At 40.7% G+C, this 13,220-nt stretch carries 8 protein-coding genes; 1 reads left to right on the top strand and 7 read right to left on the bottom strand.

Going from position 1 to position 13,220, the window contains the following annotated elements; all coding sequences use genetic code 11:
• Positions 1-2: 2 nt before the first annotated feature.
• Positions 3-839, bottom strand: a complete 837-nt coding sequence (gene folP, locus DWU89_RS12540; protein ID WP_115499984.1) for a dihydropteroate synthase — start codon at positions 837-839, stop codon at positions 3-5.
• Between the two features lie 96 nt (positions 840-935).
• On the opposite strand from folP, the gene DWU89_RS12535 reads away from it, so the two are divergent.
• Positions 936-2,222, top strand: coding sequence for a UDP-N-acetylmuramoyl-tripeptide--D-alanyl-D-alanine ligase (locus tag DWU89_RS12535; protein WP_115499983.1), 1,287 nt, complete (start codon positions 936-938; stop codon positions 2,220-2,222).
• Positions 2,223-2,362: 140 nt separating this feature from the next.
• Here DWU89_RS12535 and DWU89_RS12530 read toward each other — a convergent pair whose 3' ends face one another.
• The 6 genes from DWU89_RS12530 to DWU89_RS12505 form a co-directional block, all read right to left on the bottom strand.
• Positions 2,363-3,628 carry a glucuronyl esterase domain-containing protein gene (locus tag DWU89_RS12530; protein ID WP_115499982.1) on the bottom strand — a complete coding sequence of 422 codons (1,266 nt, stop codon included), beginning with the start codon at positions 3,626-3,628 and terminating at the stop codon, positions 2,363-2,365.
• 33 nt (positions 3,629-3,661) lie between these two features.
• Complete coding sequence (locus DWU89_RS12525; RefSeq protein ID WP_115499981.1) at positions 3,662-5,512, bottom strand: RagB/SusD family nutrient uptake outer membrane protein; 1,851 nt, start codon at positions 5,510-5,512, stop codon at positions 3,662-3,664.
• A gap of 10 nt (positions 5,513-5,522) precedes the next feature.
• A complete protein-coding gene (locus DWU89_RS12520) occupies positions 5,523-8,951 on the bottom strand; it encodes a SusC/RagA family TonB-linked outer membrane protein (protein ID WP_115499980.1) in 3,429 nt (1,142 codons plus the stop codon).
• Between the two features lie 147 nt (positions 8,952-9,098).
• On the bottom strand, positions 9,099-10,085 hold the full coding sequence (locus DWU89_RS12515) for a FecR family protein (RefSeq protein WP_115499979.1): 987 nt from the start codon (positions 10,083-10,085) through the stop codon (positions 9,099-9,101).
• 68 nt (positions 10,086-10,153) lie between these two features.
• Positions 10,154-10,723, bottom strand: coding sequence for an RNA polymerase sigma-70 factor (locus DWU89_RS12510; RefSeq protein ID WP_115499978.1), 570 nt, complete (start codon positions 10,721-10,723; stop codon positions 10,154-10,156).
• 86 nt (positions 10,724-10,809) lie between these two features.
• A complete protein-coding gene (locus DWU89_RS12505) occupies positions 10,810-12,927 on the bottom strand; it encodes a right-handed parallel beta-helix repeat-containing protein (RefSeq protein WP_115499977.1) in 2,118 nt (705 codons plus the stop codon).
• Positions 12,928-13,220: the final 293 nt, after the last annotated feature.

The following is a 13,220-nucleotide window of genomic DNA, read 5'->3' as shown; positions in this document are numbered from 1 at the left end:
TTTTATTGTTTCAACTGATTAACAATCTTCACTGCTTCCACCGCCGCCCGCACATCATGTACCCGCAGAATATCCGCTCCGTTCATCAGGGCGAAGGTGTTGAGAACGGTTGTACCGTTCAGGCTGTCGGCTGGTGTTCCGCCCAGAAATTTATAGATCATGCTCTTGCGGGAAACACCGACCAGCAGGGGAAGGCCAAACTCGCCGAACTCGCGCAGATGGCTCATCAAAGCATAATTCTGCTCCACCGTCTTGCTGAAACCGAAACCGGGGTCCAGGATGATATCATTCACTCCCAACAGGCGGAGACGGCGGACTTTACCGGCAAAATACAGCATGATATCCTCCATCATGTCCGCATAATCCGTATGCTGCTGCATCGTCTGGGGAGTACCCCGCATATGCATCATGATATAAGGCACATGCAAACGGGCAACCGTATCGAACATTTCGCGATCCAGCTCACCGCCCGAAATATCATTGACAATCGCAACGCCGTATTCCTCGACGCACCGGCGGGCAACATCCGCCCGGAAGGTGTCGACGGACAAAGGCGTATCGGGATAATGCGCGTTTAATATCTTCAAAGCGAAAGCCAACCGGCTCATCTCCTCTTCCGGTGTAACTTCCACAGCATCCGGACGCGAAGAATATCCCCCGATATCGATTATTTGTCCTCCTTCGGACAATATCGTCTGTATGCGTTCTTCAATAGCTGCCTCGGTCTGTTTCCGGCTGTCGGCATAGAAAGAATCGGGCGTGATATTCAATATTCCCATCACCAACGGTGTTTCGAGCGAGGTAAGCGTTCCTCTAATATTGAGCGTTTTATGCAACATTCTTATTTTTCTTTCCGGCAAAGATAAAGGTAAATACATTAAATCACTACATTTGCGCGAAATAACTCTTATAGAATTTGCAAAGGAGAATATGCTATGACTATTTCAGAACTTTATGAATTGTTTATACACAATCCGAAAATAACAACAGACAGCCGTAACTGTCCGCGTGGCTCCATCTTCTTTGCCCTGAAAGGTGAGAAATTCGATGGCAACCAATATGCAGAAAAGGCATTGGCCTCCGGTTGTGTGTATGCAGTAATAGACAACCCGGACTATTTCATCGGAGAGCGTACGATCCTGGTGGACGACGTGTTGACGGCTTTACAACAATTGGCGTACCGCCACCGCAAAGCAATCGGCTGTCCCATTATCGGCATCACCGGTACAAACGGGAAGACGACCACCAAAGAATTGTTGGCGGCAGTCTTATCGACAAAATACAATCTGCTCTACACCGAAGGCAACCTCAACAACCAGATCGGTGTACCGCTCACCTTACTCCGTCTGACGCATGAGCATGAGATGGCCGTGATCGAAATGGGTGCCAGCCATCCGGGCGACATCAAAGAGCTTGTGGATATCGTACAACCGAACTACGGCATCATCACCAACGTCGGTCGCGCCCACCTGGAGGGTTTCGGCTCATTCGAAAATATAATCAAGACGAAAGGTGAGTTATATGATTATATACGCCGTACAAAGAACAAGATATTCATCAACCAGGACAACAAATACCTGACGGAGATCGCCAAGGGGATCGAACAGATCACATATGGTTCCGATGACACGGCCTTTGCTTGGGGATGTATGGTCAGCAGCAATCCATATCTGACCTTCGAGTGGAAGCAGCAGGGCAAGATCCACACGGTGGAAACCCACCTGATCGGCGGTTACAACCTGGACAACGCGTTAGCAGCCGTTGCCGTCGGCCGTTTCTTCAAGATCCCGGCAGAACGCATCAGCCGCGCCATTGCCGCTTACGAACCGACAAACAACCGTTCGCAGCTAAAAAAGACCGACAAGAACGAACTGATCATAGATGCTTATAATGCAAACCCCAGCAGCATGAAAGTCGCCCTGGACAATTTTGCCGCAATGCCCGTTTCCCCCAAAGCATTAATCTTAGGTGACATGCGCGAATTGGGCCCGACAAGCGACGAGCTCCACACCGAAGTCATCGCCCGCATCAAAGAAGGCAACTACGACAAAGTATTCCTCTGCGGCCAACATTTCCAAAAAGCCGCCGGCAACGACTTCACCACCTTCGCCACAACGGACGAACTGATTGAAGCCCTGCGCAAGAATCCGCTGAAAGGGTATCATGTTTTGATAAAGGGGTCGCATGGGATGGCGCTGGAAAGGGTGGTAGAGGTTTTATAACAGCCTTCCACTCTGAATAAAAATAGATACCTCTAAGAAACTGACACAAACCTTCTACATTGTGCTATTTCTTAGAGGTATCTCAAGTTTTTGAAAACTATTACTGAGTAAAGAATAAATATTATATTAAATATGATTCTTTAGGGATTAAAATGCAAATCACAGAAATCCATAAAACGCTCCCAATCATAATCCGTCACATCATGCTTACCGGCTCGTATATGATAACCTACATCATTCATGATTGGTTGATGAATAGCTGGAGGAACAGGTGAGTCCAATCCTTTCATTTTGTATAACTCATAAACCTTATTTGTATAATATGCAGACAGATATTCACCTTTAGGATCAGCCCAAAGATCACCTTCTGCACTCGCTACATAAAGGTGGCGCGGTGCTATTAAAGCCAGCATCTCATGTTGGTCAAAAGGTAAATTCTCTTCATTACCTGCATACTGACTAAATGCAGGGCAAAACCAATGAGAAAGTACAGTCGTTATACGAGCAATATTTTCCCCATAAACTCTTTTTGATAAGGCAGCTCCCCCACAGCCAGAATCATTTGATATAACTACTTTGAAACGTGAATCCTGAGCTCCGGACCAAAGCGCAGCTTTCCCTTGTCTGGAATGTCCCATTATTGCAATTTTACTCATATCTATTCTTTCCTCACGTTCCAAATAATCGACAATACGGCTTGATCCCCAAGCCCAAACTCCAATAGCTTCCCACTCATCATGATTTTTAGATCCAGATATATAATCCGGGAAAAGAGAGGCGATGCTATAATCCCGCAACTCAGCTCGATCCGGATAGATATCATGATAGCACATTGTCGCTACGGCGTATCCACGTTTTAATATCTTATCGTAACACCAACGATTTTTCTGTGCTCCTCTTTTCCATACAGGACTATCCTTTCCGTGCACAAACCGCAATCCTGGGGAATAATAAATCGACGGTTCCAATGTTGTTGTTTGATTTCCCATAAAATTATACCCAACAAACACCGGCACTTTCCCCTGTACATGATTAGGGATATATAATAACAGGATTGCTTCTATTGTTTTTTCCCCATTCGTAAAGGAAAATAATACTTGTTTACAAGTAGCTTCGCCATCCATTGCTTTTGGATCACAAGCCAATAATGTATAAGACACATCGATTTTATCAGTAGGTGTTCGTCCATAAACTTTAGACATGAATATCTCCAAAATCTCCGGTCGCCTTATACTCTCCCATTCACCTGCAGTGGTTATTTGCCGCCCATCATTACAAATAAGCGGATCTGGCAATACAAAATCAGGGACTTTACTCTCATCATAGTTTATTCCTTTTATGATTGCTTGACCACAAGCAAAATCACAGATCAAGGAAAGAAACAATACATAAAAAAATGATTTCATATGATTATTACTTTTTAATACAACATCTATTTATTACAATTGACCTACTTTCAAAGGTTCTACATTTTTCTCTGCACCAGGATAACCGATATTCTGATTTATAACCCCTTTCGTATTCGCATTAATAGCTGATGCAGGAACAGGCCATAACAGATGATGGACACTGATTTTATATTCAGCCCAACGATGCTTGATACCTTTATTATAAAAATTATTCTTAGCATTTACCCAATCATACCAGAAATTGATCCCCTCTTGTTTAATATTAGAACCAGCACCTCCGGGTCCTGATATATTATCAAGACTATAGCTTCTCCCAAAATATTCACAATTTTTACCTGTACGAGCATAAGTAAAAGCTATACGAGTAATTTCCACATGTCTATTTTCTTCATAATACAGTTCACGCGCCCGTTCATCTAAAATTGAACCGATATTAATTTCCGAAGCAGTCAAAGATGCTGCTCCAGCCCGATCACGTACGATATTCAACATCTCTGCCACTTTAGCCGGTTGTTCTTTCCAATAATAAGCTTCTGCCATCAATAGGTAAACTTCCGCTGAGCGATAAATATACATAGGGGTTTCACCTCCCCAATACCAACTTGAAGAAAGTGGGTCGGGCACATATAGTTTATAATGAGGCCATTGATACCAGGCTCGTATAGAATCTTCTACAGACATTGCCGGGTTTTTGACCAAATGGGTACCATAATAAATGTTTCCACTTGTTTTTAACGTCGGATCATTATAGTACAAGTCGGATGGACTTATCCAACTATCACGATTATAAACACCCCTTAAATCATTTTTCTCCTTTTCCGTCCATATGGTGTACTGATAATAATTAGTGCAACGGGCTCTACCAATACCTCTTCCATACGTTTTATTAATTTCATATTGAGATTCCACATTATCCGTATAAACAATTCCGGACATTCCATCCGGAGTCGTAACTCCAACTATGCGTGGAATTGTATTTCTCATCAATTGAGATCTTACAGATCCTTGAGCATTTGGGTAAGATACAATATACATCAGGCCTTCAGTGTTAGATATATCCATCTTTGCTTCAACACTATGCAGATCATGCATCAGATTCGTTTTAGGTTTATTCTGATTTGAGGTAAAACGAGTTGTCATCAAAGGATGTTCAGCTACTATAGATTGTCCTATTTGTATTGCTTCGTCAAAATGTCCCAAGCACATATTTATTTTCATCAATAAAACCCCACAAGCGCTTTTTGAAACCTTACCACGATTAACGTTGTCTGGTACATTCTGATAAGAATATTCCAAATTTCGTTTTAATTCTTCCAGAATGCTCCATCTGTCGTACGAATAAAAATCAGTCTTAGGTTCTGACAATTCATAGTCTAACCAAGGTACATCACCAAATTGATGTACCAATTTATAATACCAATAAGCTCTATGAAAATAAGCCTGTCCCAATATCCGATTCTTCTCTTCTTCATTCGCAAATTTCCCTTCGTCGATACGGGCAATGATTATATTTGCAGATTTAATGGCTTTGTAACCATGTGTCCAATACCATCCGACACGAGTATAATCCATATTATCCAAAGGCATATCGGGTAATAAAGATTTATCCATATCCATTTGAGGTCCGGCTTTATCAGTAGTTCCTTCCACACAAATGTCCGATTGTATCATCTCTGTAAGGATGGCACATCCATCTCCATTATACTCATCATGCATTTCGGCTTCGCATGCAGACAAGGTAGCTTCAAAACCATCAACTCCAACATAAGTATCTTCCGGAGTATGAAAAGATAATGGCTTAGGCTCTAACCAACTATCTGTACAAGAGTTGAGCGACAAAAAAGCTACAACTACGCATATATATATATTCCTATTTTTCATAATCTAATTTTTACAATGTGACATTAATACCTAAATTAAACGTACGAGGAGTAACAGAGCCGCTTTCCGGATCCCAAAAATTCCAATGAGGAGCAAAAACAGCAGCATTCTGAATACTACCGGACAAACGCAGAGACTGTATTGCAAATTTATTTATCCATTCTTTCGGAAAATGATAAGATAACGTCACATTTTCCAAGCGAACAAATGACTTACTTACATAATTAGTTCCTATATTTTTTGAGCCGATACGTGCATAATCATTTATCGGATTTGTCGTTGTCCATCTTGGAAAATCATAGTCCGATGTTCTGTCTGGGAACGAATAATTATTGGCAGCCCTTTGAAATGCACCATAATATCCTAAATAAGAATATAGAACAGCCGATAATGAAAGATTTTTGTAAGTCCATTCATTTCTCAAAGTCCAACGAAAACGAGGAGTTGTATATCCTTGAAAAACTTTATCTTTATTATTCATGATACCGTCTCCGTTTTGGTCGATATACTTAAAATCACCAGGTTGACATCCATAAACTGCAGCTTCTTCACGTTCATTTTTTTGCCAGACTCCAGCTCTCTCGTAGTCCCAAATGCGATCCGGATCTTGACCTATAAACCATTTATTGGTCTCATCATCCGATTCTTTTTGTCCAATAACATTCCCATTCTCATCCAAAACATCAACCATATCACCATAAAGGCTATTTATTTTTCTTCTATTTAATGAAAAATTACCAGAGGCAAACCACTTGAAATCTTTTAAATTAATAATATTTGCATTTAAAGTCAATTCAAATCCTTTATTCTGTAACTGCCCCAAATTGGCTGTTACGCTGTTAAAACCGGTAACATCGGGTAATGCCCGTTTTACTAACAAATCATTTGTCTTAGAGACATAAGTTTCGATAGATCCGCTCAACAATTCATTAAACAAAGAGAAATCCAAACCAAAATTAAACGCAGCAGTCCTCTCCCATTTCAAATTATGGTTCGCCATCGTATTCACAAACATCTGAGAAATTGTATAGATATTTCCTGTTTGGTCTATATAAGGTCTCAAACTTGATTTCATTTGAGCCAATGCTGCATACTGGCCAATATCCCGATTTCCATTTTCTCCCCAAGAGATTCTCAATTTTGCATAATTAAGCCAAGAATTTGTTTGTTGCATAAATTGTTCTTGAGTAAAAACCCATCCTAAAGCGACAGAAGGGAATGTGGCCCGAGGGTTTTTCTTGCCAAATGCAGAATACCCGTCACGTCGGATAGAAGTTGTCAACATATATTTGTTATTAAACGAATAAAATAGACGAGCCATTAAAGCATCCCCTGTTTGATAAGTATCGTCACTTGAAACTTTTTGTACTGATCCCGATTGTAATTGATGATATCCTAAAACATCATTAGGCGTATATCCTTGAGCCTCTGCTGTAGTGGACCAGTATTGGGCTTTTTCTGCATTAGCTAACAATGTGACTTCCACTTTATGCTTCTGAGCAAATTCTTTCTTCCAGCGAATGATATTATCTATTTGCCAACTGAACTGTTTAGTATTTGTTCTAACTGAAGCTCCTCCTATGGCTTCCCACTTTTCTCCTTCAGATGAATAATGGTTATAATAATCATGCCAACTATAATAAGGTGTAAAATTCAAACTATATTCGATTCCAAATGGAAGTTTGACTTCTGCATATAATTTTGCATTCAAATTTTGATACAAATCTTTCCTTTCTGTATACATATTATCATAAAAAGGATTGACCGGGTCCATTCCTGTCGGATTTCGTCTGTAAGGGCTTTCTAAATCATCCACCTCATTTGCACCATAAGGCGAAATCATTGTCATTTGTTCCCAAAGGCACTTCAAGAAACCTTCATTTCGAGATGAAAATTGAGCATTCATACCTACAGAGAGGAATGATGTGATTTCTGTTTTTACATTCATTCTTGCTCTAAAGTTGGTATATTTATCTCCTGTAATAATGCCATCCCTATCTGCCCAGTTTAATGAATAATACTGCGATGTCTTCTCTGTTGCACTCGATACACTAACTGTATAATCTTGTTGCAATCCCGTTTGGAATACGAGATCATCCCATCTTGTGATTCTGCCCGCAAAATAATTATTAATTTCAGGGGTCAATAAATTCAGACGAGACAACCATTGAGTCTCTAATTGTTTGTCTGTGACAGATGTGGCAGGTATGCTTTGGTCATAATTATACCATACAAGCGGGTCAACACCTTGCAATTTAAATGGATTTACAAATATTTGAGGATATTTCGCCAAATATTCATCCGAATTCCTGCCTTCATTATAGTCCTGCCTAAATTTTAAAAATCCATCAGCATCCAATATTTTAGGCTGACTGGCTGATTGGGCAAAAGATATATTTGCATTGAAATTAATCACCGGTTTCCCTTGAGCTCCTTTTTTCGTAGTAATCGCAATAACTCCATTAGCCGCTTTTGCTCCGTACACAGCAGCAGAACTTGCATCTTTCAAGACATCCAGACTCGCTATATCTTCAGGGGTTATATCAGACAAATTTCCCTCATAAATCACTCCATCCAAGACAATGAGAGGAGAACTACCTGCAGATAAAGTACCTTTACCACGAACAGTCAAGTCTGCATCAGCTTTAGCATCTGTTGCGATACCAATATTCAAACCTGCTGCATTCGAACGTAAAATATCTTGTACATTTCGAGGAGCCTGAGCAGATAATTTCTCAGCTTTTACACTGGATACAGCTCCTGTAAGATCTTTCTTCTTTGCTGTTCCATATCCGACCACCACTACCTCATCTAAAACCTCCGTATCTTCTTTCAGCTTAATGTTGAAACTTGATTTATTCGTAACAATGATTTCTTGTGGAGTATAACCGATATAGCTTACAACCAACGTACTGTTTTCGCTGACTTCCAACGAAAAGTTACCGTCAGCATCCGTTATTGTACCATTAGTCGTCCCCTTCTCAACAATATTGGCCCCGATGATCGGTTCACCACTCATATCGACTATCTTACCAGTGATCGTCTTTTTATCCCGAGCGATCATTTTCGTTTTTGGAACTAATGTGATATAATTATTCTCCAAACAGTATCCGATATCTGCACTTTTAGAAATCTCTTCCAGATAATTGGTTACACTTGCCGACTTGCTTTTAAAAGAAACGATTCGGTTAACATCCACATCCTGATCTCTGAATACCACCAGAAAATCAGTCTGCGCCTCGATTTCTTTTATCAGTTGCCGGATAGACATGCTATTTTGACTGATTCTGATTTCTGCATTTTGTGCTCCGGCATCGGTTGCCATCAACTGGCACATGCAGACAAACAAGAGGAAAAGTGAAATTCTCATAATTCTAAAAAATTCTTTAAGGCAGTTATTATGCACAATAAAAGACTCTAACAAAGTTTTTCTTTTCATATCTTTGTTCAAATGTTTAAGGTGAATACTAAAAATTACGACTTGTGTTTGCTTTAACTCCGGCGGCAGTTGTTGGTAGCTTCTGCCGCTTTTGTTTTTATTCTACTGTTCTTTCATCATAGGCTATAAATTTTAATGTTTGACATGCTATTTTTTTAAGGTCACTGTATTTCGTTCAATATCTTTTTCCACTTTAAATTTCCGTATCTGTTGTAATACACGGAATACATCGTCCAAGCTGTCGCGTTGCCTGAATTTACCGGTATAGGTTTCCTTGAATAAGGAAGTATCTTCTATGATGATCTTCACATCATAATAAAGTTCCATCTTTTTCAATATATCAATCAAAGGCTCATTCTCGAAAGCATAAATACCATCACGCCACAGAAAATGATCCTGCAAGCGGATCTTTTCAACTTTCATTTTGCCATTTGAAACAGTCACCTGTTGGTCCGGCTTTAAAAGGATCCCTTCGCTATCCTTACCCGAAAAAGACACACGGACGGAACCTTCCAATAAGCTGGTCTGCACATATCCGGCTTCCGGATAGCTATATACATTAAACTGAGTGCCTAAGACCTTCATGTTAACATCATGCGTAGAAACAATAAAAGGTTTGGAAGGATCTTTTGCCACTTTAAAAAATGCTTCTCCTTCTACCTCTACTTGTCTTTTTTCTCCTGTAAACCGGGCCGGATAAGTTAATTTCGATTTCGCATTCAACCAAACCTCCGTTCCATCCTGCAACACTAATTGCGCCCGTTGTCCGGCAGGAGTGTACAAGGTGTTCATCACATTTGCCGATAAATCATCAGACAGTTCCGACCGCATAGACCAATAGGTCAAAAGACTTGAAGAAATGATCAAAACTAATACCGCTGCAGCATATCCTATCCTGCGGAACCATTGCTTCCGTACCTTATAACGCTGTTTCTGTAAAATGAACTGATCGAATTTCTGCCTGCCCATTGTCTTGTTTTGCATCTGAAGCCCCAAGTTCAGCAAAGCATATTGATTCTGATATTCGGCAAATTGCCTTTTCAGGTCCTCACTCGCTTCAACATCATGCAACAGGGATAAACGCTCCTCCGGGGAAAGTTCTTCATAAAAGTATTTATATATTCGTTCGTTCATATTTTCCGCTTTTGTCTCTAATAAACGAATCAGGAAGCAAAAACCCCCAAAAGAGTAAATGTGTTTTTTTAATTAGCAAATAAAAATATCAGCAAGGGGAGATAATCTTTTAATTCGACCCGGATCTTCTTATAGGCAATATTCATCTGGTTCTCAACTGTTTTAAGTGAGATATTCAGTTCTTCGGCTATTTCTTTCTGCTTCTTTCCCTCTATTTTACTTTTAATAAATATTTCTCGGCATTTTTCGGGCAATGAATCTATTGCCTCCGTAATAATTCTTTCAATATCTTGTTCCAAAAGCATAGATTGGTCAAACAATTCCAGAGAAGCAAGCTTCACACGCAAAGTTGCCTGATACTCTTCTTGCATCACGCTGACAGCTTCTTGCACAACAACCCGATGGCGCAACAGATCGATGCATTTATTTTTAATCGAAGTAAAAAGGAATGCGACCAGATTGATATTATAAGTAAGTATTTCTTTCTTTTCCCACAGTTCGGTAAACACATCCTGCACAATATTTTCCGCATCTTCCTCAGACAATACATATTCCAAGGCGAAATATTTCATCCGTGAAAAATAGGAAACATATATATCCTCGAAATTATATGGCGATATTTTCTTCTCTACTATCATCTCCTCTTAATTGTTGCAAAGAAAAGCAAAAGATATTACAATGCCGCCCGCAGATCCATGATTTAACATTTTGTTTACGTAGCCGTTTACTGGTAAACAGGTAAGGCGTCAAACTGTTCCTTCAACTCATCCGTCAACACAGCCTTCATTTTCCACTCCTTATCGCCATATACCCCTGCACGAGAATAATCAAAAGGCTTAAAACCTATTTTCTTTGCCACACGGGGATTACTAAACCTGAAATCGAATGCATCGGGATTAACAAATAACGGATCTGCAATTATTGAATGCTTATCTTTCCCTAACTTTTTCCAGTCGGAAAAGCTCAATCCATGAAAATCCGGCTGCGGGGCACGCCGGTCCCAATAGCAGTTCCGGTCGATGACGGTTTGGGCCTTAAGCCATGAGTCACTTCCCTTATCCATGTACAAAAGACCTTTGTCAAAATAAATAATATTGTTGATAAACGAAAAGGATAAATGTTCTTCCGGGCGTGTAAGTTGCATTTGTGAAAGCAGGTTGAATGCAAAAATATTGTTCCGGATCACATTTTCCCTCCCGTAATGTTGATGGAAACCAGCACTCTTACACTTATACACCAAGTTATTCTCCATACAGACCCCATAAGAGCCCTCGTCGGTATATAATCCCCAGCCGCCATAAGTAAACGAATGGATATGATGAATCACGTTATTGCTCACTGTCGTTCCTTCCGAAGCGCCAAGCGTATATACACCTCCCATATCGCTCAACTCTCCCCATCCAAGATGATGAATGCGGTTAAATTCGATTTTATTACGTTTGGACGGACTCGGCGCATAGCCCCATATCCAACCGACGGAAACGCCCGTATATCTGAGATCGGCAATATCATTGTGGGTAACAGTGTTATCGCTTCCATGAAAGATAATCACTCCGACCGCACAGGGGAACACATATCCGCCATGCTGTATGATATTGTTATGCACAGTAATGTGATGGGTTGCAGCAGTCTCCCCCTGCCCTGTCTTTATAAATTCAGGCGAAGAATAATTCCCTATTTTAACACCGCCTCCTCCCAAATCGTACAGGTGGCAATGTTCCACCTTGGAATAGGAACAATGCTTACGGAACCAAATGGCATACTGCCCCGTACGGGCTATATCGCAATTAACAAACTCAATATTATTGGCATAGTCAAGCATAATGGCAGCATCTATACCGGCAGCCGCCTGCATAGGTTCATTTCCTTCCGGCGGCGTACGATAGGCAGTCGCTTCGAAACAGATATTTTCAAATCGGACAGAAGAAACTGCCTTTCCTTCGTCTCCGGTTATAGTTAGAAGTTTATCGGTAACAGGATATACACATTCCGTATCCTCAATCGTTTCGCCCGGTAAAGGGATATAATACAGATACCCGTCGCGTTGCAGAAACCACTCGCCCGGACTGTCCAACGCCTTCCGGTAATTTTCCACGACACAAAGACTTTGACTGTCGATCTTATTATAAACACGCATAGCCTCACCGGTAAAACATATAGTCGAATCAAGGGCATTGATATGTTCAACCCGCTTACGGGTATTGTCCCACTTATGATAAAAAACCATCAGGACATCATTCCATTCACTCTTATCGATATCATTCAGTATTGGCAAATATTCCGCCGGTACTACCATTTTCTGTACGGCAAAAGTAGGGCCTTGTGAACCGGAAGCATCCAGAACCGTTTCCTCTATTCTTTTCACTTTCACAAACTCGCCCTTATTAGGGGTCTGCGCCCGGAAACGTCGCTGGCCATTCACATACAATTGTTCGAAATAGAATCCTAAATCTGCAACCTCAGGAATATAAACACGCCAAAGCCCGGGTGTCACTTCCTCAAAACGATCCGTTTTCTTTCCTCCGCACACAACCGGCCTGTCATTTTCATCGCCGCGAAATATCACCGGTGCCTGCGGTGTTCCGGAATCTTTTCCGGTAAGCATCCATGCGTGAGAAATATAGTAAGTCCCGGATTGTACTTCCACAAAAATCGTATCTGTAATCTGCTTATCAAGACGTAACTCCCTGATTTTGTCCCTGGCGCCTTCAAAAGTGGCCAAAGGTTGATGCAAAGAGCCGGTATTGCCATCATCTCCACGCGGAGAGACATAAATCTTCACACTTGCATCAAGTGTTTGAGAGAGCAGACAGATTGTAAATGCAAAAAAGATAGACTTCATACGATATTGTTTTATGGTTCAGCGACTAAATATACGATTTATATCTTCACTCTCATTCGAGAATATCCAAAAACTTTTAAATAACTCCCCTGCAAGTGATTGACACAATCGGATAAAAAATTACAACAACCCCCTTTTTGCGCACTTTTCTATTTCGTCCGAAATCTTGATCGATTTTGGATTGACTCTTTTCACGGTTTTAGCCATTCACGTTGACAACAGGCGGAACGAGCAGCCGAGGCCATTCCGAAAAGCATGCAATTTGATTGCAGAAAGACTAAAACACCGACAAT

The sequence above is a fragment of the Parabacteroides acidifaciens genome, assembly GCF_003363715.1.
Lineage (GTDB): Bacteria > Bacteroidota > Bacteroidia > Bacteroidales > Tannerellaceae > Parabacteroides > Parabacteroides acidifaciens.
This window is presented reverse-complemented; position numbering and strand designations above follow the sequence as displayed.

Bases quoted from the DNA above. Each gene is read 5' to 3' on its own strand.
- DWU89_RS12530 (WP_115499982.1), bottom strand. From the start codon at position 3,628: ATGAAATCATTTTTTTATGTATTGTTTCTTTCCTTGATCTGTGATTTT.
- DWU89_RS12535 (WP_115499983.1), top strand. From the start codon at position 936: ATGACTATTTCAGAACTTTATGAATTGTTTATACACAATCCGAAAATA.
- DWU89_RS12520 (WP_115499980.1), bottom strand. From the start codon at position 8,951: ATGAAAAGAAAAACTTTGTTAGAGTCTTTTATTGTGCATAATAACTGC.
- DWU89_RS12510 (WP_115499978.1), bottom strand. From the start codon at position 10,723: ATGATAGTAGAGAAGAAAATATCGCCATATAATTTCGAGGATATATAT.
- DWU89_RS12525 (WP_115499981.1), bottom strand. From the start codon at position 5,512: ATGAAAAATAGGAATATATATATATGCGTAGTTGTAGCTTTTTTGTCG.
- DWU89_RS12505 (WP_115499977.1), bottom strand. From the start codon at position 12,927: ATGAAGTCTATCTTTTTTGCATTTACAATCTGTCTGCTCTCTCAAACA.
- folP (WP_115499984.1), bottom strand. From the start codon at position 839: ATGTTGCATAAAACGCTCAATATTAGAGGAACGCTTACCTCGCTCGAA.
- DWU89_RS12515 (WP_115499979.1), bottom strand. From the start codon at position 10,085: ATGAACGAACGAATATATAAATACTTTTATGAAGAACTTTCCCCGGAG.